We start from the raw sequence: 24715 nt of genomic DNA, 5'->3' as shown, positions 1-24715 counted from the left end.
ATATTGTCCATTAACAATATAGTTAATTATTCAATAAGCTCACCAACATTTATTGCAATTTTTTATTACTAATTCTTAATAAAGGGATAACGTAAATTAAATGCATGAAAATGGATAGAAATTAAGATTTAGAAGGAGAATATTTTATGAAATCCAAGTTAATTGCTACAGGAATTATTGCAGGAAGTCTACTATCCTACTCATCTAATATATTTGCAGATACTCACAAATTTCCTGATGTTCCCAAGTGGGCAGAGCAATCTGTAAACTATTTAGTGGATAAACAAGTCATAATTGGTTATCCAGATGGAACTTTTGGTTCACATGATTCATTAGACAGAGCTTCCGCTACGAAAATTATGACAAAAGTATTAGGTATACAAATTGACTTTGATGCAAAACCATCCTTTACAGATGCACAAAGCCATTGGGCTACCCCTTATATCGCTGCAGCTGAAAAAGCTGGCATTGTTAAAGGCGAAGGGAATGGCCTTTTCAATCCATCCGGTAAAGTAACTCGCGCTGCCATGGCGACGATGCTAGTAAATGCTTATAAATTACAAGGTACAGCAAATAATAATGACCAAGGTAAATTTGAGGATTTAAAAGGGCATTGGGGAGAAAAGTATGCCAATATTTTAATTGACTTAAATATTTCCAATGGTACTGATAATGGTTGGCAACCAAATAGGTCTATAACACGCGCCGAGGCCGCTCAACTTACTGCTAAAACAGATATGTTACAACAAAATCAAAATAATGGTTTAAAAGACAAAGAAATCATTACTGCTACTTCGTATGAGGATTTAAATTTAACAGTGGCTTCGAAAATTACAGCCCAAGAGATTGATAGTTTTATTGCAAAATACCATTCAGATAGTCCGTTAGTTGGACATGGGCAAGACTTTATTAATGCGCAAAATCAATACGGTGTCAATGCACAGTATTTAGCAGCACATGCAATTTTAGAGTCTGGATATGGAAAATCAGAAATCGCATATCGAAAACACAATTTATTTGGGTTACGCGCGTATGATAAGGATCCGTTTAAATATGCAAAATATTTACCAACCTACGGTGACAGTATTGCTTATAATGCCAATTATGTACGAGAAAGATATTTAGAAGAAGATGGCATGCATTATAATGGACCAACATTAGCTGGTATGAACGTAAAATATGCATCAGACAAAGGCTGGGCTGGAAAAATTGCAAATATTATGGAACGTATTAAACCTTTCCGTGGGGAAGACTATACATCTGCAAAAAAATTACCAAAAAATCCTGAAACATTAGATGTTGAAGCGTTATCTAATAACATTCTATATAACATGTATGAAGATGGGACAACAGCAAATGTTGTATCAACAGCTGCTTATTACCATGTACCGTATCCATTTAGCTTAAAAATTAAAAGTAAATCAGATGTAGCAGTCGAGGAAAATAAAGTTGGTACAGTAACTCGTGGAACAAACATCTTTATTTATCGTGAAGATCCAAATGGATGGGTGGAATTCTCTTTTGACACTACTGGAGAAAAATACTGGACATTAAAAAGTAAATTAAGTATGTAATTAGAAAGGTCTCTTTCACTACTCATAATCGTTTAGATTTAAATGACATATAATTATGAGACAAGTTTTTTACTTTTTTAAATATAGTTATGTACACAAAAAAGTTAGAGAATTATTTTCTCTAACTTTTATGCGCTAGTACTTGAAATTAAAAAGATGGTGGGGTTACTCCAAATATAACAGTGACTTTGTGTAAAGAAGTGTTTTCCCATTTATGTTTTACGTATGGTGGGATTTTAACACTATCACCTGGGTTAAGAAGTAAAACCTCATCATTTAGATATAGTTTTACTTGTCCTTCCATAACAAATGCTATTTCTTCACCTTTATGTGCCATAGGCTCCATAGAAGAAGCGGTTTGAGGTAACAGATTCATTAAAGCTAATTCCAGTGATCCATCTAAATTAGGTGATAATAACTCATACGAAACATTGCCGCTTTCAGGGAAAGTTATTTTTTTTCTTTGATTAGCTCTTACAACTAATTCTTCTGTAATGGTATCTTCTAAGAAAAAATTAAATAAAGCAATATTTAATGCTGCAGAAATTAGTTTTAGTGTTTGTAAGGATGGATTCGTGATTCCTTTCTCAATCTGACTTAACATGGAAGGTGTTATATCAGCTAATTCAGCTAACCGTTTACTAGTTAATCCAGCACCTTTTCTAAATATCATAATTTTTTCACCGATATTAATATTGTTCATATGCGTAATCCCCTTTAAATAAGTAAATAAAATTAAAATTAATGTTATTCACTTATACTAAACATGTTGTTAATATACTTAATTATAATAAAGTATGATTAATTTTCAAGCACCTGCATAGTTGTGAGAATAGTAAATAAGACGAGAAATGATTGATACTTATTTTTCCATGTGAACTATTAAGTATGATGACCTGATTATATGATTGAATTTCTGTATAAGATTTTGGGATTGACAATAATGCAATAGCGGATGGACTGGCACTTGGAATAGCATCTGGGTTTGTAGGGGAAGCAATGGAACCATTTTTATGTGGGGCATATACAGTTGGTGATAATCATTTATATAAACTATTAAAAAAAATAGTGGGTAAAGAGGTTATTTAGCTAGAACCAACAATATTAGCAGGAATGATTAGACCTATTAAATTGCATAAAGTGGGGGGAGAGGCTCTTTACAAAATAATGATTTAAAACATAAATTGAATCAAGGTACACAAATTGTATAGAGAGCAGGAGGAAGTGTGATTCCAAAAAAAGTAATGGAAGAAAATACAAGCAAACAGATTCTCAGTTAATTAAAAAGAAGTTCTAATAAATAAATAAATAAATGACAACATATGAGTAAACACCAATGCTTTATTATAAAATTTTTTAGGAAGTGAAAACATTATGAAATCAGCTTTAACTAACATTATAATCTCCTTGATTCTTGCAGTAGGAGGGGTCATTTCGCTTTTGTTTACTTTAATGGGAGGTCAAGATTGGATCTGGGATTGGGTAGGGTTATTACTGGCATATCTATCTTTGGGCATTTTAATAGGCTTATATAATAAAACTGTGGATCACAAAACATTATCTAGAATATTAAAAAGAATTTTGTTTATTTCCTTTAATTCTACAGTATTAGGAATAATAATAGGGATAACATGCCAACTATTAGGAAAGGCGAATCTTACTATAATGATGTATTATTGGTTGATAATGTTATTACTACATTTCATTACTATAATAACATTAGTTATCCTAGTATTTGTACATCAAAATAGTCAAAATTACAGCCTGTTATATACATTTATTGTAATTTTAAACATTTTCCTTACCCTAGGACCAGTATTATATCCTTTGGTTCTAACTATCATAGGAAATGGCATGAATGCTAGTGCAGGACACTAATTTTTACCTATATAGATTATTAAAATAAGTAATCCAAAATTGACATTGGTTAAGTTAAAGAACTTTATAAGCTAATAGGATAATATAACTAAACAACATAAAGTGAAATAATAGGATAGAAAGAAGATTATAATATGAAAATTAAGCTTAAGAAAAAAAGAATTATAAGTGTATTGTTGGCTATTACATTAGTAGCAATAGGGTATTACATGTTTCAATCTATTACGAATCCTAAGCTGGTAAATGCGAAAGAGGCAAATAGTGTTCAACAAGTGAGCAGTCTACCTAAAAATGAATTGAAAAAATCGATACCTAATCGTTTTGATGGTAAAGAAAGAAAAGTTGCATATTTAACTTTTGATGATGGACCAGGAAAATATACAGCTAATCTATTAGATGTATTAAAGAAAAATGATGTGAAAGCAACATTCTTTTTAATTGGCGATAATGTGAAAAGGTTCCCAGATTTAGTGAAACGAGAGCATGTAGAGAACCATTATGTGGGTATGCATAGTATGACACATAATTTTAAAAAGTTATACACCAATCAGGAATATGTTAAGGAAATGAAAGAGGATCAATCTTTAATTAGAAATGTTATTGGAAACTCCCCGAAATTAACACGCCCACCATATGGATCAATGCCTGGATTAAATGAATCACTTCGAAATGAAGTGGTCGGAAATAATTTAAAAGTATGGGATTGGACAATTGACTCTCTAGATTGGAAATATAATAAACTACCTGTGGATGTAGCGGCCGCAAAAATTGTTCAAAATGTCTTAGCAGGTGCGACGTCTTCAAAGGAAATTGTTTTAATGCACGATATTCATCCACAATCTGTTGCGGCTGTTCCAGCAATTATAAAAGGATTAAAAGAAAAAGGGTATGAATTTGAAGCTTATGATGAGAACAATCATTTTCCAATAAACTTCTGGCATGATAGCCGGATATAAAAGTATTTATGAGTTAAATGAATGGAATAAGAAATTGATATAGGGTTTAAATATATGTAAGAGCGCGTTGATCTAAATATATACCAACACGCTCTTTTAACCATTTATTTTTTATTATTTAAATGTAAGTATATAGTTTTTATTGTATATAAATAATTAAATGTTTTTTATTTTTATACAATAAATTATTTAATCATTATATAAAAATGGAGTGAATTTAATTGTCGTTTTTAAAAAACAGTAAAATTGGCACAACACTAAACGCAATGGTAGTTATAGCAAGTGTCTCTTGTATTATATTATCTATACTAGGGTTTTGGGGCCTTAAAAAAGGGGAGCATGCTTCTACTACTATGTATGAAGATAGTTTATTACCAATCCAGTGGATAGGAGCTATAGAGTCTAATTTTTATCTGATCAATATGAATGTAAAAGAAACGATCCTATCAAAAGATGAAAAACGAATAAAGGAGCTTTTAAATGAAATAGATGTAGCTCGTACAGAAACTGATCAGTTATTAAAGAAGTTTGAGACTAGAGTTAGTTCTAGTAGAGAAAGGGAATTGTATAACACATTTTATACAATATTTAAAGAATTAAGAACACAACTGAAAAACGTGCAAGATTTGGGACAATCTAATAATGATGAAGCATATGCTTATTACCTAAAAGAGGTTGACCCTAATATGAAAAAGTCAATTCAGGCTATTCGTGAACTTATCCAATTTAATAATAATAATGCAGATCAATTACAAAAAAATAATACTGACAGTGCAACAAATACCATGATGCTATTTGTTAGTATCTCTATTATAGCAATTGCAATTGTTATTTTTATTGGCTATATCATTAAAAGTGCGATTAAACAACCAATTGTACTATTAGAAAGAGATATGGAGCGAGTATCTGAAGGTGACTTAACGATACGTACTACCTATAAATCAAATAATGAATTGGGAAGCATTGTGAAGTCTTTTAATAGTATGCTGGATAACTTACAACAATTAATTGGAGAAGTAAAAATCACAACGCAAGAGGTCATTTCTTCTACCAATGGAATGTTGCAAGATACTACACGAGCATCTCATATATCAAGAGAGGTAGTTCAAACTATATTCGAGGTTGATAAAAAAATAGAAGGACAAGTTACTAGTATTCAAGAAAGCTCTTCATCAATGGAAGAAATTGCGACTGGAGTTCAAACAGTAGCTGAATCTTCAGCAACGGTTACAGAAGTGGCTGTCACAACAACAGAACAAGTCAATTCTGGTAGTGAAGTGATAAAACAATCTATACTTCAAATGAATAGTATTCATGAGGTTGTTGAAGAAACTTCTAAAGTAATTGAGAGGCTTGTTACACGTACGCAACAAATAGATAAAGCTCTGGATGCAATCACTAATATTGCTGAACAAACAAACCTACTTGCCTTAAACGCATCAATTGAAGCTGCACGTGCTGGAGAAAACGGAAAAGGATTTGCAGTAGTGGCAGCGGAAGTTGGAAATTTAGCTGAGCAGTCTAAAACATCTGCATATGAAATCAATCATTTAATACAAGCCATTCAAAAAGATACAAAAGATACAGTTGCTGCAATGCAAAAAGGCCAACAAAAAGCTTCAGAAGGAAAAGAAACAGCTAATAAAGCAGATCAAGCATTCTCATCTATTATGTTGGCTATTAATAAAATCACTAGTCAAATTCAAGAAGTATCTGCAGCGACAGAAGAAATGTCTGCGGGTACAGAAGAAGTCAATGCCTCTATGTCCAGTGTTTCTGAAACTGCTACGCAAGTAGCTAAGGAAACAACTCAAACTGTACAGTCTATCCAATCACAAGCAGCATCAATCGAGGAGATATCGAATCAATCTAACAAAATAAAAGAAAAAGTAGAAGCATTGTCAGCATTAGTTTCAAAATTTACTATCGAGAAGCAAGACAAAGAGCAATCAAATATAATGTAAGAACAATAAAAAAGACCATCGTAACTTTGAAGTGAACCCCGAAAACGGGACACCAATCAAAAAACCTAAACCACTTGTTCCCTAAATTCTTTAGGGGATAGGTGGTTTAATTTTTCTTGAATTCGCACACAATTGTAGTAATGAATGTATTCTAGCACAATCTTTCGCACAGTTGTGTTGGATACTTTTGTTATCTTTTGTGAATAGAAAGCTTCACTTTTTAAATGACCAAAGAAGCTTTCCATGACGGCATTATCATGGCAATTTCCTCTCCGGGACATGCTGGTGATCATGCCGTTTTCTTTGGCATACGCTTGAAATTTTTTTGCTGTATAAATGCTTCCTTGATCCGAGTGAAGAAGGACATCTTTTACTTTTCGCCCTCTCATTGCTTGTTTCAATGTTTTCATCGCTAATGTCAGTGTTTGTGATTCGCTGATGAAACAACTAATAATTTCACGATTAAAGGCATCCATGATCGTTGATAAATACAAGGTACGCTCTCCAAATAAGAGATACGTCACATCCGTAAACCACTTTTCATTTGGTTTGGATGCATCGAATTGGCGCTCCAATCGATGAGGGGCTACCATTGGTTCCGCACCATTGATATATTTCTTTTTCTTTCGACGCACTTTTGAAAGAATATGATTTTGTCTCATGATTCGTAATACTTTTTTATAATTGACACACAGTCCCATTTTTCGAAGAGTAGCGGTCACTCTTCGATATCCATACCGGAATTTATGCCTAAGACAGACGTCCTTTACTTTTTTTTCTATATCATCTTTCAGATCTTCCGTGCGTTGTAACCAACGATAAAATGTAGAACGGGGTAATTCTAATACGTTACACAAGTCTTTTACCGTTATTTTTGTTTGTACATTTCTCCATAAAGTAACTACAGTTTCTGGTTTCAGCCCCTTTCGATTTCCAGATACTTTCCCCATACAAGTAATTTTGTTTTTAGATGTTTATTTTCTAAACGTAGCTGTTCTAATTCACTGAGCTCTTTTGGTCCTTTTCCATAAGAATATTGTTTTCCTACAGGTTGTTGAAAGCGATACGTTTGATCTGTACGATACCATTTCATCCATGTCTTAATTTGGGAAACATTTTTAATTCCGAGTTTCTCCATAATTGCACGATTTGAATAACCGTCTTTCTTCATTTTAATGACTTTCCACTTTGTTTCTTCTGGGTAATGAACTCTTGTCTTCAAACGAAAAACACCTCCAATGAATTTGCATACTTAGTATGCGAATTCAGGAGGTGTTTTTTTCATGTACCACTATTCGGGTTCACTTCACTTTTATAAAGTACAATGGTTTTTTTATTGAATAGATGTTCTAAAAATTCTTCAGATCATTAAATACAAAAATCACATTAATTTTTGTTTTAATTTAATTGTTAATAGAACAGTAGATGTATTTCTAATAAAGTCCTTTGAAAAATAATATAGTTGTTTAATTCTTATTGAACTAACGGTGCAGGATAGTTGAATAAGGATGATGATATACTTAAGGGGGAATGTACTTTATTTTATAATTTATGAGGTGGAAAATGGACTCTTTAGAATTAAACAAATCTAAATATATTGTCTCTAATATCAAAGAAATTTTGCATAAAAAGCTTATTCTTGATAAACCGTTAACTAAAGATGAAGTAAAAAAATTAAACCTAGTGAATCCCCCTGTATACGAAAATGAGAAGTATCTCATGCAAAAACGGTGGTTTTATAGTATTAATATCGGGGAATGGGAAGATGTGGATATTAATATTCAAGGGAATAATGAAAATCCCGATGTGGAGATCATCGAAATGGCGGAAAAAACATTGAATGAACTCCATCTACATATAAGCTGTGCATTAAAATATTTACAGAAATTCTTCCCTAATCAAGAAATGAAGAACTACTATCTATCCACAATATGTTTTGGAAAGATGGTTAATTTTGACGATTATATATTTTCTGGGTTTAGTTTAGCTTTTATTTATGATGGTCACTTTGAGTTTCAATATAAAGTAAAATTTAAAGACGATGGATGGCCTATTGGTTTTGAAGGTGGGCCACTTTAATAATAATAGATAATTTTTTCTTATGGAATAAAAATATTAATTAAATTTGTTACAGAATAGATAGGCATCTTATGATGCCTTTTCTTTATAAATAAAAGTAACGTAGTATTTAAACCTATACGTTCACACAAGATTAAATGTATTTAGTTCTGTAAATCTGTAAAATTTTAGTTTGGATTTTCTTGGCCCAATCAAGTACCAAAAATGAAAGTTTAGACTTTCTTGTCTAAATAGTTTAGAGTTTCATGTCCTTATTGTACAAAGACATGAAAGCAGGAACTGATTTTATAGTGTATAATGCTGAATTATCTACAGATACATCTCATGTAGTACCCATTTTCTTGTCTGCATATGGAGACAAGAAAATGGGTACTTCTTTAAAAAGAGACACCAAAGTGGGTACTTTGTAAAAATAGCAAATACTAAATAGATGTGAAGTTGAAATCCAGTTCTATATTAGTAACAAAAATATTCATGAAGGATTTACTTTCTTATCTCATTAGCAGGACATGAGAGTTTAAACTTCTTTTAATTTTTCCCATTCTTATCTTGATAGGTATAGGAAAGGATTCCACAAACACCAAACAAGCTTGACAACAAGAGATTACAAGTGTAATATTCAATTGTGGATTACAAACGTAATCAAAGGAGGGTGTAATTTAAACTAATGAAAGAATTACCTAAAATTTCGGAAGCTGAATTAGAAATAATGAAAGTATTGTGGTTAAACTCTCCACAAACGGCAAATGAAGTCATTGAAGCGTTGGAGGTAAAAATGGATTGGAAACCGAAAACGATTCGAACACTGATTAATCGATTAGTTCACAAAGAAGCAGTGGCTTATCATCAAGATAAAGGGCGTTTGTACTCTTATTATCCTTTGGTATCGCAAGATAGTTATTTACAAGTAGAAACGAAATCTTTACTTAAACGTTTCTATGGTGCAGCATTTAAACCTTTACTTGTAAATTTCTTAAAAGAAGAAAAGCTGTCTTCAGAAGATATTAACGAACTTAAACGTATTCTGGATGAGAAAACTGAGGAAAATCAGAGGAAGGATAGATTATAGTGATAGAAAAATTTATAAATATCTATCTACCTGCTTTTTTTGATTGGATGATTGAGACTTCCATTATGGCTAGTATATTAGTGGGCCTAATCTTGTGTATCAAGGTCTTGTTTAGAAATAAGTTAACTCCACGTTGGCAATATATGCTATGGATCATATTAATTCTAAGACTTGTATTACCTTGGTCGCCAGATAGTTCTTATAGTATCTACTCTGTACTTACTTACAAGAATAATGATGCATTTATTTCTAGCCAAAACCCTGTAGCTAATTTTCTTACAAAAGAACGTATGCAAGAATTAAAAGATATAGACGATACAAAGGTCCTCACAAAAGAAGATACTTATACCTCAAGTTCAACAAAAACTGCTCAGGCAAACAAGACACAAACAGGCATGAATGAAAAGCAGGATGATAAGACGATTTCATTCTATACAATCTTTATGTACATTTGGCTTACTGGCGTTATCCTTCTAAGCGTTGCTACTTTTATAATGAACAGGCGTTTATTACTTTACATAAAAAAACAACCTATTATTACAGACGAGAAGATTGTCCAGATTTTTGAAAAGTGTAAGCAATCTATGTCTATTCAACGGAATATCCCTCTATTTGTATCTGGAAAGGTTTCCAGTCCAACAGTGTTCCGATTTATTCGTCCCAAGTTGTTATTGTCAACTGTACATATGGAGATATTAGATGAACAACAGTTACGATATATTTTTTATCATGAATTAGCTCACATCAAGCGAAGAGATGTTGGTGTGAACTGGCTTATGCATGGCTTACTCATTTTAAATTGGTTTAATCCCATTCTATGGTATGCCTACTCATGTATGCGGGAAGATCAAGAACTAGCATGCGATGCATTAGCTCTTACATGTATAGATTCAGAGGAACAAATTGCGTATGGACATACTATTATTAGTCTATTGGAACACTACTCAAGTTATTATCAAGTACCAAGTATAGCAAATTTTAGTAAAAACAAGAGAGCGTTAAAAAGGAGAATTCTAATGATTAAAAAATTCCAAAAAAAATCATATCGTTGGTCTGCGATAGGGGCTGTGGCAGTGATTGCAGTATCATCTGTATCCTTATTAAACGCCCGTGCTGATCAGCCGACTAACCCTGAGAAACAACAATTAGAAGTGAAAAATAATATGAAAGAATTAAAAACACAAACCGATATTCCTATACAGCAAATTGTAGAAAAAATGATTGGTACAAAAGAACAGGCAAATGCAGAATTTTTTATTTCAGAGGGAGATTATAATACTTTACTTACAGAACTTGGGGTGGCACGAAATCTGTTTACGAAAGAAGAATTTGAACGATTTATTGATTTAGAAACAGTGGCATCTACTTTAGGTAGAAAAGAAAAGTTAGACCCAGAAGAGGAAAAAAAATATGAGAAAAACAGTGAAGAAATTGGACCATTTAGAGATAAAATTTATTCGCATTTTAGATTAACTAAAAAGGAAGCACAGAAATATCTTGATTTTCCAATTAAGACCCCAAGTTATGTGGTAAAAGGGTATAAATTAACTGGACAAGATGTTCAAACACCGATGACTACTGAAAAAATGAATCCCACTATTGTTTCTCAATATCAAAATGAAGATAATGTGTATTTTGTGTACCAAACTGCAGATACTGATCAGGGAGAAAATTTGTCGAACAAAGTAACGGAGTATAATGAAAAGGTAACAAATTATGAATTAGAAGGTGCAAAAATAAGCTTAAAAGAAAGTCTCGATACAGAGGAACACTATAAATTCATGCAAATGATTGTTCCTGCAAAAGGAAAGAATAGCGCTTATCAAGTCATAATTCTTGCAGGTGATTTAAGTAAAGAAGAAACAGAGAAAGTTATGCTGTCCTTTCTAAAATAAAAATAGAGTCTCAGGATCCCGTTCTTGAGGCTATATTTTTTAGCTTAAACGAAACTTATAAGTGGGAAGAGAAATTAGTATAGTCTATATAATAAAAAAGTAAAATGATATTTAGTTTTGCTAGCTTGATTGAGGTGGATAAAAAATAACAATTTAAAACATAAATTGAATCTAGGTAGGTATATTGTATGGAGAACAGGAGGGAGTATGGTTCAAAAAGAAGTAATGGAAGAATACTAGCAAATGGTGATGTATTTTAACACTATCACCTGGATTGAGAAGTAAAACCTCATCATTTAGATATAGTTTTACGTGCCCTTTTATAATAAATGCTATTTCTTCACCTTTATGTGCCACAGGCTCCATAGATGAAGCGGTTTGAGGTAGCAGATTGATTAAAGCCAATTCCAGTGATCCATTGCTCAATCTTACTTAACATGGAAGGCGTTGTATCAGCTATTTCAGCTAAATGTTTACTAGTTAATCCTGCACCTTTTCGAAATGCCATAATTTTTTGAACAACATTAATATTGTTCATATAAATAATCTCCATTAAATGAGTGGAGTATATTAAATTAAAATTAATTTTATTTACTTATACTTAATATAATGTTAATGTATATTTAATTAAAATAAATTAAGATTAATTTTCAAGCTGTCAACTGATGCGAAAACGTGGAAAAAAATCTACTTAGAAGTAAAGGGATTACTGTTATTGAATATACAACAGACTATAGTAAAGCGATAGAAAAAGAAGAATACAAGCTAATAATGTATTCTTAAGTTTTTAAAGGACGTGAAATGAACATGAAACCAGTTTTAAAATATATAATTATTTCCCTTGTTTTTTCAATAGTAGGGGTGTGTTGGGCGCTGTTTGACATCTTTATGTTAGATGCAGACTGGCTATTGATTTGGATAGGTGTATTAATGGCATATCTATCGTTGTATATTGTGATAGATCTATATAGCAGAAAAACGTACGACTCAAAATTGACTAAAGTGCTTCTAAAAACAATAATTACAACCTTTAGTTTTGGAGCATTAGGAATATCATTCGGAGTTGTGCACGAGATATTAGGACCATTGAGTCTTACTTTAATGACATGGTATTGGTTTATAATGATATTTTTATATTTAATACCCATAATATTATTATCGATTTTAGTATTGGTAAATAGTAAAAATCATAATTTCCCTGGGGTATATAGTATACTTATAATTCTAAATATGCTTCTTACGTTATGGCCGTTATTATGGCCATTATTTATTAATTTTATGGGATCTGCTATGAATGCAAGTGCAGGATGGTAGCAACTCACAAATTATAAAAGGATTAAAATAAAGAGGTTATGAATTTGAAGCTTATAACCGAATATAAAAAAAGGATGAATAAGTTAAATGAATGGAATAAGAAATTAATATAGGGTTTAAATATTGGTAAGAGTGTGTTTAGCTAAATATATAACAACACGCTCTTTTAACTGGCTATTTTTTATTATTTAAATTTTTAAAAATAATATTGATTAAATGAAAAGAGAGTTTTGCTCTCTTTTTTTGCATTTCAGCAAAACCTAATTAAATGTGAAGTGAAAATTCATTTGGAATTTATATTAGTAACGAAAGATATTCAAGAAGTATCTACTTTCGTGTCTAAAAAATATCCATTTTCATGTCTTTCTACAACTGTAGAAAGACATGAAAATCTAAACTACAATCTCATGAACAATCGTTGATAAATAACCATTATCATAAATTTTTTAGGTACTTTCATGTCTCAATAACGGGACATGAAAGTCTAAACTTTTTGAACATAGGACAAGAAACTCTAAACTACTTAGCCAATAATAATACAATAAAAAGAAAGTAAACTTTTACCCAAAAGTTTACTTTCTTTCAATCACTGTGTTTATAACATTTCTTCATATTTCGAATAAATATCCAAAAAAGGATACATTCAAAACACTGTTATTTTGGTTATTATGAACAATTGCTACTTTTACATAAAAACCAGTCGAACAGCTTAAGAATTATATTCACGTGTCCGATTAACTAAAATGATTTATCAAATCAAAAAAGAGAGTGAGGCAGATGAAAATAAAATTCAGAGTTGGTAAGTTGAAAGTGTATTTCGAGATTAACAGAGCTACATTTAAATTAATAGACGAGTTAATAATGAGGTCGCGCCAACTAAACGCGAACTTCGTATGCTAAGGAATTTCTAAGTTAAAAACCTGGGTTTTACCGTACGTTAACAAATTTCCATAAACGACATTTAATGTTTGTTATGGGATTTTGTTTTTAGTAATGAGTTTAAGAACTGGTTTTTGGCCGTATTTCTTTCAGATATCATCCTTTATTTATTATATATAGTTTGGAAAAATTACCATTTACACACAATCAGTATTAGTGTATTATTCATCTAGTACACTAATACTGAGGAGGGAAGAAATGGAAATTGATTTTTCTCCTAATATCCCGATTTATATTCAGGTAATGGAATACATAAAAGAGGAAATTGTAACAGGTCGTTTAGCACCGGGTGATAAAATCCCAGCTGTACGTGAACTAGCCAGTGAATTACAAGTGAATCCCAATACGATTCAACGCACATTTCAAGAGCTAGAACGAGAAGGTATTGCTGTGACACGAAGAGGAACAGGGAGATTTGTAACGAGTGAAGGAGAAAAGATTACTGAACTACGCAAAGAAATGGCAACAGAGTTGCTTGATAATTTTATAAATGGAATGGACAATTTAGGATTTACGAAAGAAGAAATTCTTCCAATCCTCCATTCTTCATTAGAAAAGAAAAGGAAGGAAAACGAATGACAGAGTTATTAAAAGTTGAAAATCTGTGGAAAAGATATAACTTAAAAACAGTGCTTCAAGGTTTAAGTGTAACAATTTCTGAAGGGAAAATTATTGGTCTTGTTGGTGATAATGGTAGCGGAAAAACGACATTATTAAAAATGATTGCTGGTTTGCGTTATCCTTCTAAAGGAACTGTCACAATTGAAGGTCAGAAGGTAGGAATAGAAACAAAGAAAACTGTTTCATTTATGCCTGATAGTCCTGTTTTTGACGAGTGGATGACGATAAAAGATGCTGTAGTTTTCTATCGGGATTTTTATAGTGATTTTGATTTTCATCAAGCAATGGACTTAATAGCTGAGTTTAAAATGCCATTAGAAGAGCATATAGTTGCTTTATCAAAAGGTGAAGTGGAAAAATTACAACTTATCTTAACTTTCTCCAGGAAGGCAAAGTTATATATATTAGATGAGCCATTGGGTGGAATTGATCTTGTTTCTAGAAAACATGTACTAGATTTAATTCTTAAATTTTACCGAGAAGATTGTACCATTCTCATTTCAACTCATTTAATAGAAGAAATCGAAAATATATTTGATGAAGTAATCTTTTTAAAAGACGGAACTATTATATTACATGAAAACGTAGAGGAAATTCGTTTTCATCACGGGAAAGCAGTACATGAGTTGTTTAGGGAGGTATTTGAGCAATGAACCCACTTTTTCTCTATTTATATAAGTGCAATAGAAAAAAAATAGCAGTCTTTTATTCTGGTTTTATTATCATTTCTTTACTCCTTTTATTTAGTACGATAGGACTCTCAAGGGTACTACCTCCGTTTATAAAGGATTTAGTATTACTCATATACCTAATAATAATTGGTATAGCTGCATTTTTACTTCTTCTAATAGCGCTGCCTTCTTTCAATAAAATATTAAAAAATTCTATGATTCGTTATACAGCCTTCCCAACCCGAAAATATATATATACGAATTTATTATTTTTTACATTAATGTTTATTATTTTATTAGGTATAGGCTTAATTTTTTCATATTATTTTTCACAAAGTCTTTATGATGGAAAAGTAATTGATTATAATCCGAGTCTTTATGGTGGGGAAGTAACCGGAGAATTTCGACAAGAATATCACAAGTTGTATAGTTACGGAATCTTCCACCACATATTTGCTTTTCTTTTATGGGGAATCGATTTCATGAGTATCCTTATTTCTTGTTATTTTATCATAGCCATTATAAGGCTGTTTCCAGTGAAGTCATGGATGAGTAAAATAATTTTATTCATCATTTTCGTTGCTATCTTTTCAACAATACAAACAATAGTAATGAATGTGTTAAGTAAATTAGAGAAATATGCAGTTACTATTAAAAGTTCTGGGTTCATGGATAAGAATGATTTTTTTGATACATCATTTTACCCTATTGAAGATTTCACTATTTTGGGTCTATGTTTTACTTGCTTGTTAATAATTGTACTCGTAGCGATTACAGGTCGCATTATCAATAAGAAATTAGAGATATAAAAAATCACTTTATAAGTAAAAGATATTTTGGGAGGAAAGCATGAGAACATCTAATCCAATGTTAAAAAAAGACAAATTCCATGAAGAGAAGGCAAGTGCTTCTACGATGACAATAGGTGGAACGATAGGAAAAACATTCATTTTGCTTATCTTACTTCTTGGAGCGTCTGTCTATTCCTACGTACAGATGACACAAGGGACAATGAAAATACCCGTGTTAATTGGAATTATAATAGTTACTCTAATTGTCGCTTGTGTGGTTATATTCATTCCGTGCATATCCCCAATTTGCGCACCGATTTACGTAATATTACAAGGGGTTTTATTAGGAAGTATTTCAGCATATTATACAATGCGCTTTGGTGATTCTATCGCTTTAACTGCCGTATTACTAACAATTTCGATTTTATTTTCCATGTTAGTGTTATACGCAACTCGAATAGTAAAAGTAACTAAAAAGTTTCGTGCGGTTGTAACGGTTGCAACACTTGGAATTTTTATTATGTATTTTATTGTTTTCTTATTGAGCATCTTAGGGGTGACTGTTCCATATATTCATCAAGGTGGGACAATTAGTATTATCATAAGTGCAATTGTAATTGTTGTTGCTGCATTCGATTTATTACTAGATTTTGATTCAATTGAACATGGTACTCATAGTGGAGCACCAAAGTATATGGAATGGTACAGCGCAGTAGGACTTATGATGACATTAGTATGGTTATACCTAGAGATCCTTCGTCTGGTTTCTTACATCATGAAAAACAAAGACTAGAAAACATCCTGCATGGTTCAAACATGCAGGATGTTTTTGTATTTCGTAGTATCAATTAGGTCACGTTAGTCAGTGGAGAATGTATGAAGATGCTTTACAACAACTTCAACTCATACCTATAACCTTTCAGCCGCTCTTTTCTATAATCTTCTTTCGACCATTACACATAAATTAATAGTAAAAAACTTTTCCCCCTTAGCTTACAGGAAAGCAGCTTTTTCTACGTAAAAAATTGCTTAGCGTACGAAATTCGCGTTTTGTTGGTGCTACCCCATCGCTATCAAGCTAAAGAAGTAGGTCACCCCCAAAAAGAGAAAATATGTTAAATTCTCATAGATAATTATCTTATATTAATTACATAATTAAGTGTGATATTATAATATAAAGATACTATATTTAAAGGGGGATTCAAATTGGTTAAAAACTTACCTTTACTAATAGTGATTTTAATACTAGGTATAAGTTCTTCTACATTAAGCACGAACGGATACTTTTCTCCAGTTATAGAAGGGTCTTTAATGATTATAAGTATTATTTTAAACATTACTGCAGTGATAGGTTTATCACTGCACGTCCTTGTATATCAACCTATGAAAAGATTTGATAAAAATTTAAAAGAGACCTTCAAATAAAATAATTATATTTAAGGTAACACTACATCGCCATCGAGCTAAAAAATGTATCCATAAAAAGAAAAAATACGATATTCTTTCTGTAGAATCATAGGAAAGGATGGCGTTTTTTATGTCTGTTTCTGTGTCTGATGAATTACAACTATTTGCTCAAGAGATTCAACGTTTTTTATCTCCAAATACCTTACGGAATCTTGCTAGAGATGTTGGTTTCGTACAACGAACCAGTAAGTACCAAGCAAAAGATTTAGTCGCTTTATGTGTATGGATGAACCAAAATATCGCTACGACGTCTTTAACTCAGTTATCTAGCTGTTTAGAAGCCTCGACAGAAGTACTCATCAGTCCCGAGGGACTGAACCAACGATTTAATAAAGCAGCCGTTCAATTTTTACAACACATACTAGCTGAACTACTAAGCCGAAAATTGACCTCATCTATACAGATTTCGTCTCCATATACTTCTGTTTTCAAGCGTATCCGTATTTTAGATTCAACTGCATTTCAACTCCTAGATCCCTTTTCATTCGTTTATCCGGGCGCAGGAGGATGCAGCCATACAGCAGGAGTAAAGATTCAGCTTGAGTATGATTTATTAAGTGGACAATTCCTTCATATTCATACAGGTCCAGGTAAACAACATGATCGAACCTACGGTTCCCTGTGTGTCCCAACTGTAACAACGAATGATTTATGTATCCGAGATTTAGGCTATTTTCATTTGAAAGATCTTCAACATATACAAGATAAAAAGGCTTACTATATCTCACGTATCAAATCGAATACACGTATTTATCAAAAAAATCCTAAACCTGATTATTTTCAAGATGGCAGAATTAAGAAAGGTACAGAGTATATCCAGATAGATATGGAGGTTTTAATGAACTCACTTCAGCTAGGACAAACATGCGAAATATCCAACGCTTATGTAGGAATGACTGATAAAGTCCCAACTCGTGTGATTGTTCATCGACTAACAAAAGAACAATAACAAAAAAGGTTACACGATCAAACTGTAAGAGAAAAAAGAAAGGAATGAAGTATTCTGCTCGTAGTAAACGACTTAGCGGTATCAATGTATATATGACAAATACGCCTACAGATATTGTACCTATGGGACAAGTGCATGATTGGTATTCTTTACGTTGGCAAATCGAGATTTTATTTAAAACGTGGAAATCATTGTGGATATTGTTTACCTTGTGTTATACGGAGAGCATCAATAGTAAAGGCAGAAATTGAGGATGGGAGCAGATATAGAGATAGAGACTTTACCAGTGGTCCTACGGCAAAAACTAATCTTAATTCTTACAATATAGGCATTAAAAAACACAATAAAAAGTATGTATTCTTGAAAATACAAAATTCAGGACCTATTGAAACAAATATAGAACAATTTATAGGTGTTTATAATAGAGGTATGGAAGAACTTAGCTCTTTATTGGAGGAGTATAATGAAGAAGTTTTATCATGATACACATTTGCATTTAGATTTATATAAAAATACTTATGAAATTATAGAGTATATAAATAACTTTAAATCATACACGATTGCAGTTACTAACCTACCTATTTTATATGAAAGAGCGATGAAAACATTTCCCAAAAGTAAGTATATACGCTTTGCAGTAGGGTTTCATCCAGAGCTAATTCAACAATCTTCAGAGCAAATTCCGCTTTTTTATGAAACAATAAAAAAAAGTAGATACATAGGGGAGATAGGATTAGATTTCAGTAAGAACAATCTAAATTCAAAAGAATTACAAATTCAAGTGTTTACAGAGACGGTTAAGATTTGTAATAAAATAGGTGGGAAGATATTAACGATTCACTCTAGAAACGCTGCCGAGACGATTATAGATATAATAGGAGTGAATTTTAACGGGAAAATTATTTTGCATTGGTTTACTGGTGGTTTGAAACAATTACAAAGAGCTATTCAATACGGTTACTATTTTTCAATTAATCAAGAGATGGTGAGAAGTAAAAATGGTAGAGAAATAATTAGCCGGTTACCAGAGGAGCGAATATTAATTGAAAGTGACGGACCTTTTACTAGGGGAATAAATAAAGATTATAAAGTACAATTTATAGATGAAATTGTACAAGAGCTATCCCATATTAAAAATTATGATGTAGAGAAAGTATATGAATTACTAAAAAACAATTTTAAGGAGTTATTAAACTAGACACGAAGGAAATTTTATAGAGATTAGTTTAATTTTTGTATTGAAAATATGTTTTATAAAAATTATGTAATAAATACGTAATGTATAGTAAAAAACTCAAATTAAATTTGTTAGAAGTGTGGTTTTGCTGTATGGTAATACAAATTATCTGCTAATTCTTCGATTGTATATTAAATTATTAAATACTCTTGTTAATAGTTTGATCATATAGGACGGATAATTCCAGTTTTTTAGCAAGAAATAATATATATTTCTTGCTTTATTTAAAATGTAAATATAGAGAATTTTATTAATTAAGGATTCTTTTTATTGGGTACATTCAATTTTGTAAAAAGGATTATTACTTTTCGTAAATTGACGTCAAACATTAATTATACCTATTACTGAAGCAATTATTAGACATGAGGAGAGAGCGATTAATGAAATGAAAATAGAATTAACGCTAAAATAAAAAGTTAGGTGAATAAAGTGAATGAAATATTAAAACAAATTTCTAATTTTTTAGGTTTAGAAAATAATTCGTTAGAAGCGTTTATTTTGTTTATTGTGTTTTTTATTGCAGCTTGGTTAATTAAAGAGTTTAAAGATATTTACAGTAAAGAAAGAGAAACTTTATCATTAAAACAAATAGAAATGAAAGAAAAATTATCAAGCGTGAAATTATCTATAAAGTTATATAGAAGACAAGAAATAGAGATGAAAGATTTATTAGAGTCTATCTTTAAAATTAATGAATATTTAAATCGTAATAAATATAAAGAAATAAAAAATATTTTAGAGGATATAGATAAAGTTGATTTTGTAGATAAATTAGATGATTTTGTAACAAATTTATTAGATACAATAATGAATCAGACGAATATATATAATAAAATAATATAGTATGGCTCAAGATGTTGAAAGGTTTTCTAGAAGAATGAAGGACATTGTGTTACCGATTATAGCTGCAAGTATTGTTATTTTTTGTTCTTGTGTCCTATTAACATTTTATGCTTCAGGTAAGACTCCTTTTTGGGGAGCTATGCGCATGTACTCATTTATATTTTTTATATCTTTTCTCTCCATTTTTATCAACTCTTTGTTCAGCAAACAGGATGATACAAAAACTAGAATTTATTTTGGCATAGTAGCAGTTTTATCTACTCCACTTTTATTTTTCGAAAATATTTATTGTTTAATAATAACATTGTTAGGTATTTTGGGAGTTGTTCTTATTCGAAAATATAAGGATGAATAGAAAAGTTGATTTTGCAAATAGAGTTTAGAAATTGAATGTTTTCGAGTGTAGAATGCTGGAGAATTGTTATATAGAACAATGAGAGGGAATAAGGCTTCTTTAATTAAGTTTTTAATATAGTATAAGAATTCATAATTTATAACTCGAATTGTATTGACCCAATTAGGATAGAAGAAATTTAGTTTAATATGAAAATAAAAAGGTAATTAATGTAAAGTAAAAATTAGTTAGACTGGAAACGAAAATCTAATTGATACAATAATTTTCAGTCTAACTAATTTTTCCTCTTGCACAGTGAATAAATTATATTTCAAAAGGGGGCAACATTTACTGTTGCTCCCTTTTAATATGTAGATTTAATTGTTAAACGAGAATATGGTGAAGTAATTTTGCAGTTTATTTCTTGGCTGCGTTAGCTTATATTTATCTATGTATAAAAAAGCGCTGTATACAGCACTTTTTAAAAGGTGCATGAATAGTATAATGAAGATTTTTACATTATTAAAGACATAACTATGCATGGTCTAATATTGATTCTTATTTGGTTAATTGTCATAAGGATCTATACGATTATTTATTTTTATTATTATTAATTTTTTCAGTGTATAGAACTTGCTCTTTGTAGTGTTTCTTAATTGGAAAGTTATGTGTACCTGTGCCGTTCTTGAATTTTTTATCAATGGGGTTCTTTAGAGGAACTGTTGTGGTTTCAGTAAATTCATATGGGTAATTTATTTTAGATTTATCTTCAAACATGAAAATGCCTCCTTTTAGGATTTCCTAAATTCTTTACTATAACATGATATGCATATAGATTTTTTTTGGACTAGTTATTTATATAGGTTAATGGAATTTAATTACATAACCACTGAAGCCTTTTAAAGGAAAATAATTTGAGAAAGAAATGGTATGAATAGCCGTTGGCTCCTATTGTTATTTTTTTGTTTGACAGCGCAGTGAATAATGCATATAAATTCAATATAGATTGTTTTTATAATATGGTTTATATGAGATTTTCTTGATAATATAATGTGGAATATTATAGTGTTATTAGGTTATTAGGAACATTTAATGCTGTTTCATAACTGAAAGGGAATTGAAAAAAAACTGAAACTTTTCTCATAAAAATTCAATCTAACTTGAAAAATGAAAGGAAAATGAAATTTTCCAAAAGATATTCTTTGTTAAGATAAAAAGCATACATACAAAAAGTATTGGTATATCTTAAAAATGTATTTTCAAGATATAGTGGGGGAAAAGATGAGATTAGAAAAACAATTAATAAAAAAGATGTATTATGAAACATTCCTAATGGAGAATGAAACAAAACCAACTCTTGACGTACTTGGACAAGCTTATGTAAACGATGAAAAAAATGAGATTTCTGATGGGTCTTATATTCGTTTTGCACAAGGTGAATTTTATTATCGTCATCAAGATTTTGAAGCAGCTATTTTTAAATGGGAGAAGGTTAGTAATGAATTAGCACCATGGGCACAAAAAAATATTGCGGATGCTTATTTCGAACTTAATCAATTATCATATGCTGAAAATATTTATACTTCTATTACTACTGATAATAAAATATTGATGATTGAAATTAGACTACAATTACTTTCTCTTTACATTGAGCAAAATAATTTTGACTCAGCTTTCGGTGTTATTAAAGAAGCAGTTTCTTTAAATCCTGATTATCCGAATGTCACAAAAATTGCCCGTTCCTTTTATGAGGAACAGCAAGATTTTGATAGTGCAGTAGAGCTTGCTGTGAATGAGTTAATTCGAATAGAATCGTATCCGTGGTTTGAGGTATTAAAAGGATATATTGATAAAGGGTTTACTAAACATATTTCACCAGATTATTTTTATAATGCATTAGCTACATTAAATAATGTAGATCAAGTACAGTTTACGCAAATGGTTTCATCACTTTGGAACAGTTATAAAGATGAACAAAATTATTTATTATGGCTTAATACAATAAATGAATTTTTCTTACATATTGAAATACATTCGTCCGATATATGGAACAAAGTTTCTGCTTTTTACGAAGAAACTTACTTTGCATTAATTCAAGGTCAATATACGCTTAGACAATTAAACGATATCATACCCAATCTGTTAGCAAATTGGTTAAAAGTAGTTAATCCATCTTATGCTGTATTTCCATCTGCAGCTGTATTGGCATGGGATGAGATTTTCCCTTCCAAAATAGATTCAGCAAATATAGAGCATGCGGAAAACTTACTGTCACATTCTATTAATCATGTAAATGGCTTAGAGTACAGCTTACACCTTTTTGAATCTATTACAGAGTGGGCACAAAAGCACAATATAGAAATAGGTCACCGATTTAAATGGTTAGTTGACGAACTCGCAGATTTAAGAACAAATCGTATTTTAGTAACGGGAACTTCAGGAAATGGAAAAACTACATTTATTAACTCTATATTAGGAGAAAACATATTAGAAAAATCAATTTCAAATGTAGTAGTTTTAAAAAATGATGCTCATATAGAAATAAACGCTATAACAGACTCAGCAATTACAACAACGGAAGATGTCTCTGATTACCATAATATGATGTCTCAGCACCATCAAACATATAGAGATAGAGCGTGTGTTGAATTTAAATTACCATGCAGATTTTTAAATGAAAATAAACTTACATTTGTAGTGACACCTGGCTTTAATAGGAATAACGACACTAGAGATGAGATATTCGAATATTTAAATTCTGTAGACGAATTACTGTTCGTATTGAATGCGGATTCACCTTTTACTGACAAAGAACGTGACATTCTATTAAGTATTCAAGAACATACGCCAAATTTACAAATTCATTTCTTATTAAATAAAATCGATAACATTTACAGTGAAGCAGAAGTGAAAAGGGTATTACATGATACGGCAACGAGAATAAACACATATTTCCCGCATGCGAGAATTTTCCCTTATTCCTCGTTATATACAAGTAGTAAACAATTAAATGATTTAACTGAGTTTATTCATTTTAACTTTAATCATAAAAATATCGATGCAGAACGTACTGAAAAGTTATTATTTTTCATTCGAAAAACAATTACATATCTTTTGGATAAACGTGTTGAGAAAGAAAATAATCTAGTAGATGCTATTAATTGGAATGAAGATATGCTAGTGAAACTAAACGGTAGCATTAATAACCTTACTGCATTTGAGAGGGAAAAAATTCATTTCATTACACAATCATATCGTTCAATGAAGACTGAAATTACAAATGATCTTACTGAAAATATTCCGAAGATATTAAAGAGCTGTTCTAATTTAATTAGTGAAGAAAGTGATTTCGGGCACATGGATACGGAACTAAATAAAGCAATGAATGAAAAAGTGCATAAATATTTAGAACAAACTGTATTACCTAATCTCGCTCTTTCTATGCAAAATTGGATTGCAACTTCTAATAATGAGCTTCTTCAAAGTCAAACGTATTTAGAAGAACTTAGTGAAGGGCTTAATTCACTATTTGGAGAAAATAGAATACAGTTAGAATGTGATTTTAAAGTGCTTGATGACTGGCGCAGAGATACTGACAGGATGACGACTAGAATACAAATGGATGAAGTAAATATTTTACGTCGATTTACGCCAGCACAATTTTTGTTGAAAAGTGCCGGTAAATTATTTGGAGTTCTTCCTAAAAATAAATCTATGCTATATAACAAATACAAACAGTATGTAGAAAATGAAGATTATACTGAAGTAACGGCTTCTATTATGAAGAAATTTTTCTTGCAATTTGAGCTGTTTGAAAACACACAAGAGCGAGATATTAATATATTCTTTAGGAATCCATTTAACTCCTTAAAGCAAGCTGTAGAAAACACGCATTTAGAAATACAAGAAAAACAAGAGATATTACATAAGATGAAATCAAATCCTGAAATCTATCATGATTCTATCATGCTCTTTGAATTGAGATTGCGTCAATGTGAAGTAATTTTAAATATAGGTGATGATAATACCTATACGGATGTAGCTTTAGAAACAAGCGTAGAATAAAAGTAAACACATCAGATTTTTTATATGAAAAATCTGATGTGTTATAAGAAAGTAAAAAGGAGCAATTGT

The 24715-nt window shown here is 30.9% G+C and carries 22 protein-coding genes and 2 pseudogenes; 20 read left to right on the top strand and 4 right to left on the bottom strand.

The window, feature by feature from the left end:
- The first annotated feature begins 146 nt into the window (after nt 1–146).
- The gene (locus tag AC0ONG_RS17335) at nt 147–1574 is read left to right on the top strand and encodes an S-layer homology domain-containing protein (RefSeq protein ID WP_000837503.1); all 1428 of its coding nucleotides are present in this window, start codon (nt 147–149) and stop codon (nt 1572–1574) included.
- A gap of 148 nt (nt 1575–1722) precedes the next feature.
- On the opposite strand, the gene AC0ONG_RS17330 is transcribed toward AC0ONG_RS17335, so the two are convergent.
- Nucleotides 1723–2277, bottom strand: a complete 555-nt coding sequence (locus tag AC0ONG_RS17330) for a helix-turn-helix domain-containing protein (RefSeq protein ID WP_001059761.1) — start codon at nt 2275–2277, stop codon at nt 1723–1725.
- Nucleotides 2278–2948: 671 nt separating this feature from the next.
- Here AC0ONG_RS17330 and AC0ONG_RS17325 point away from each other — a divergent pair.
- The 3 genes from AC0ONG_RS17325 to AC0ONG_RS17315 all read left to right on the top strand — a co-directional run bounded on the left by AC0ONG_RS17325 (nt 2949) and on the right by AC0ONG_RS17315 (nt 6372).
- The gene (locus AC0ONG_RS17325; protein WP_000833555.1) at nt 2949–3452 is read left to right on the top strand and encodes a DUF3902 family protein; all 504 of its coding nucleotides are present in this window, start codon (nt 2949–2951) and stop codon (nt 3450–3452) included.
- Nucleotides 3453–3586: 134 nt separating this feature from the next.
- Nucleotides 3587–4408 carry a peptidoglycan-N-acetylglucosamine deacetylase gene (locus AC0ONG_RS17320; protein ID WP_000694602.1) on the top strand — a complete coding sequence of 274 codons (822 nt, stop codon included), beginning with the start codon at nt 3587–3589 and terminating at the stop codon, nt 4406–4408.
- A gap of 221 nt (nt 4409–4629) precedes the next feature.
- Nucleotides 4630–6372 carry a methyl-accepting chemotaxis protein gene (locus AC0ONG_RS17315; RefSeq protein WP_000008933.1) on the top strand — a complete coding sequence of 581 codons (1743 nt, stop codon included), beginning with the start codon at nt 4630–4632 and terminating at the stop codon, nt 6370–6372.
- Between the two features lie 65 nt (nt 6373–6437).
- Here AC0ONG_RS17315 and AC0ONG_RS17310 read toward each other — a convergent pair.
- Nucleotides 6438–7594 (bottom strand): IS3 family transposase gene (locus AC0ONG_RS17310; RefSeq protein ID WP_098829498.1). Its coding sequence is split into 2 segments (ribosomal slippage): nt 6438–7342 and nt 7342–7594, totalling 1158 coding nucleotides; the frame shifts between segments, so codons are not numbered across the junction.
- 341 nt (nt 7595–7935) lie between these two features.
- On the opposite strand from AC0ONG_RS17310, the gene AC0ONG_RS17305 reads away from it, so the two are divergent.
- The 3 genes from AC0ONG_RS17305 (at nt 7936) to AC0ONG_RS17295 (ending at nt 11415) form a co-directional block, all read left to right on the top strand.
- Nucleotides 7936–8451: a hypothetical protein gene (locus AC0ONG_RS17305; protein WP_003281110.1), complete on the top strand. Its 516-nt coding sequence runs from the start codon at nt 7936–7938 to the stop codon at nt 8449–8451.
- 667 nt (nt 8452–9118) lie between these two features.
- Complete coding sequence (locus AC0ONG_RS17300; protein ID WP_000661413.1) at nt 9119–9520, top strand: BlaI/MecI/CopY family transcriptional regulator; 402 nt, start codon at nt 9119–9121, stop codon at nt 9518–9520.
- Entirely contained in the window at nt 9520–11415 is a 1896-nt protein-coding gene (locus tag AC0ONG_RS17295) for a M56 family metallopeptidase (RefSeq protein ID WP_000570339.1), read from the top strand. Before AC0ONG_RS17300 ends, AC0ONG_RS17295 begins: the two co-directional genes overlap by 1 nt.
- Nucleotides 11416–11667: 252 nt before the next feature.
- On the opposite strand, the pseudogene AC0ONG_RS17290 reads toward AC0ONG_RS17295, so the two are convergent.
- Nucleotides 11668–11953: pseudogene (locus tag AC0ONG_RS17290) on the bottom strand (cupin domain-containing protein); the annotation flags it as partial.
- 269 nt (nt 11954–12222) lie between these two features.
- Between AC0ONG_RS17290 and AC0ONG_RS17285 the strand changes: the two are divergent.
- From AC0ONG_RS17285 to AC0ONG_RS17230, 12 genes and pseudogenes are all read left to right on the top strand, one after another.
- A complete protein-coding gene (locus AC0ONG_RS17285) occupies nt 12223–12729 on the top strand; it encodes a DUF3902 family protein (RefSeq protein ID WP_136997478.1) in 507 nt (168 codons plus the stop codon).
- A 287-nt stretch (nt 12730–13016) separates the two neighbouring features.
- The gene (locus AC0ONG_RS17280; protein ID WP_255254349.1) at nt 13017–13151 is read left to right on the top strand and encodes a hypothetical protein; all 135 of its coding nucleotides are present in this window, start codon (nt 13017–13019) and stop codon (nt 13149–13151) included.
- A 715-nt stretch (nt 13152–13866) separates the two neighbouring features.
- Nucleotides 13867–14247 carry a GntR family transcriptional regulator gene (locus tag AC0ONG_RS17275; protein WP_000401819.1) on the top strand — a complete coding sequence of 127 codons (381 nt, stop codon included), beginning with the start codon at nt 13867–13869 and terminating at the stop codon, nt 14245–14247.
- A complete protein-coding gene (locus tag AC0ONG_RS17270; RefSeq protein ID WP_000137767.1) occupies nt 14244–14942 on the top strand; it encodes an ABC transporter ATP-binding protein in 699 nt (232 codons plus the stop codon). The genes AC0ONG_RS17275 and AC0ONG_RS17270 overlap by 4 nt, the downstream gene beginning before the upstream one ends.
- Nucleotides 14939–15769, top strand: coding sequence for a hypothetical protein (locus AC0ONG_RS17265; protein ID WP_016077351.1), 831 nt, complete (start codon nt 14939–14941; stop codon nt 15767–15769). Before AC0ONG_RS17270 ends, AC0ONG_RS17265 begins: the two co-directional genes overlap by 4 nt.
- Before the next feature lie 40 nt (nt 15770–15809).
- Nucleotides 15810–16544, top strand: coding sequence for a Bax inhibitor-1/YccA family protein (locus AC0ONG_RS17260; protein ID WP_001260635.1), 735 nt, complete (start codon nt 15810–15812; stop codon nt 16542–16544).
- Between the two features lie 413 nt (nt 16545–16957).
- Entirely contained in the window at nt 16958–17176 is a 219-nt protein-coding gene (locus tag AC0ONG_RS17255; protein WP_000240382.1) for a hypothetical protein, read from the top strand.
- 112 nt (nt 17177–17288) lie between these two features.
- Nucleotides 17289–18364: pseudogene (locus tag AC0ONG_RS17250) on the top strand (IS4 family transposase); the annotation flags it as partial.
- Nucleotides 18303–18650 (top strand): hypothetical protein, encoded by a 348-nt coding sequence (locus AC0ONG_RS17245; protein ID WP_098437188.1) that lies wholly within the window; start codon nt 18303–18305, stop codon nt 18648–18650. The pseudogene AC0ONG_RS17250 and the gene AC0ONG_RS17245, both read left to right, overlap by 62 nt.
- Nucleotides 18631–19365, top strand: a complete 735-nt coding sequence (gene qatD / locus AC0ONG_RS17240; RefSeq protein ID WP_136996399.1) for a Qat anti-phage system TatD family nuclease QatD — start codon at nt 18631–18633, stop codon at nt 19363–19365. Before AC0ONG_RS17245 ends, qatD begins: the two co-directional genes overlap by 20 nt.
- A 468-nt stretch (nt 19366–19833) precedes the next feature.
- Nucleotides 19834–20247, top strand: a complete 414-nt coding sequence (locus tag AC0ONG_RS17235; RefSeq protein WP_228491511.1) for a hypothetical protein — start codon at nt 19834–19836, stop codon at nt 20245–20247.
- A gap of 1 nt (nt 20248) precedes the next feature.
- Nucleotides 20249–20602 (top strand): hypothetical protein, encoded by a 354-nt coding sequence (locus AC0ONG_RS17230; protein WP_228491512.1) that lies wholly within the window; start codon nt 20249–20251, stop codon nt 20600–20602.
- A 570-nt stretch (nt 20603–21172) separates the two neighbouring features.
- Here the strand turns inward: AC0ONG_RS17230 and AC0ONG_RS17225 are convergent.
- Entirely contained in the window at nt 21173–21358 is a 186-nt protein-coding gene (locus AC0ONG_RS17225; protein WP_000461138.1) for a hypothetical protein, read from the bottom strand.
- 504 nt (nt 21359–21862) lie between these two features.
- On the opposite strand from AC0ONG_RS17225, the gene AC0ONG_RS17220 reads away from it, so the two are divergent.
- A complete protein-coding gene (locus AC0ONG_RS17220) occupies nt 21863–24646 on the top strand; it encodes a dynamin family protein (RefSeq protein WP_079245855.1) in 2784 nt (927 codons plus the stop codon).
- The last annotated feature ends 69 nt before the right edge of the window (nt 24647–24715 follow it).

The organism is Bacillus sp. TCT6 (assembly GCF_056033845.1).
The sequence above is the reverse complement of the archived record's forward strand: the minus strand, read 5'-3'. Positions and strand labels throughout refer to the sequence as shown.

What these genes read in the sequence shown, in the direction of transcription:
- AC0ONG_RS17335 (WP_000837503.1), top strand. Translation starts at nt 147, where the DNA reads ATGAAATCCAAGTTAATTGCTACAGGAATTATTGCAGGAAGTCTACTA.
- AC0ONG_RS17330 (WP_001059761.1), bottom strand. Translation starts at nt 2,277, where the DNA reads ATGAACAATATTAATATCGGTGAAAAAATTATGATATTTAGAAAAGGT.
- AC0ONG_RS17325 (WP_000833555.1), top strand. Translation starts at nt 2,949, where the DNA reads ATGAAATCAGCTTTAACTAACATTATAATCTCCTTGATTCTTGCAGTA.
- AC0ONG_RS17320 (WP_000694602.1), top strand. Translation starts at nt 3,587, where the DNA reads ATGAAAATTAAGCTTAAGAAAAAAAGAATTATAAGTGTATTGTTGGCT.
- AC0ONG_RS17305 (WP_003281110.1), top strand. Translation starts at nt 7,936, where the DNA reads ATGGACTCTTTAGAATTAAACAAATCTAAATATATTGTCTCTAATATC.
- AC0ONG_RS17300 (WP_000661413.1), top strand. Translation starts at nt 9,119, where the DNA reads ATGAAAGAATTACCTAAAATTTCGGAAGCTGAATTAGAAATAATGAAA.
- AC0ONG_RS17285 (WP_136997478.1), top strand. Translation starts at nt 12,223, where the DNA reads ATGAAACCAGTTTTAAAATATATAATTATTTCCCTTGTTTTTTCAATA.
- AC0ONG_RS17275 (WP_000401819.1), top strand. Translation starts at nt 13,867, where the DNA reads ATGGAAATTGATTTTTCTCCTAATATCCCGATTTATATTCAGGTAATG.
- AC0ONG_RS17270 (WP_000137767.1), top strand. Translation starts at nt 14,244, where the DNA reads ATGACAGAGTTATTAAAAGTTGAAAATCTGTGGAAAAGATATAACTTA.
- AC0ONG_RS17265 (WP_016077351.1), top strand. Translation starts at nt 14,939, where the DNA reads ATGAACCCACTTTTTCTCTATTTATATAAGTGCAATAGAAAAAAAATA.
- AC0ONG_RS17260 (WP_001260635.1), top strand. Translation starts at nt 15,810, where the DNA reads ATGAGAACATCTAATCCAATGTTAAAAAAAGACAAATTCCATGAAGAG.
- AC0ONG_RS17245 (WP_098437188.1), top strand. Translation starts at nt 18,303, where the DNA reads ATGATTGGTATTCTTTACGTTGGCAAATCGAGATTTTATTTAAAACGT.
- qatD (WP_136996399.1), top strand. Translation starts at nt 18,631, where the DNA reads ATGAAGAAGTTTTATCATGATACACATTTGCATTTAGATTTATATAAA.
- AC0ONG_RS17230 (WP_228491512.1), top strand. Translation starts at nt 20,249, where the DNA reads ATGGCTCAAGATGTTGAAAGGTTTTCTAGAAGAATGAAGGACATTGTG.
- AC0ONG_RS17225 (WP_000461138.1), bottom strand. Translation starts at nt 21,358, where the DNA reads ATGTTTGAAGATAAATCTAAAATAAATTACCCATATGAATTTACTGAA.
- AC0ONG_RS17220 (WP_079245855.1), top strand. Translation starts at nt 21,863, where the DNA reads ATGAGATTAGAAAAACAATTAATAAAAAAGATGTATTATGAAACATTC.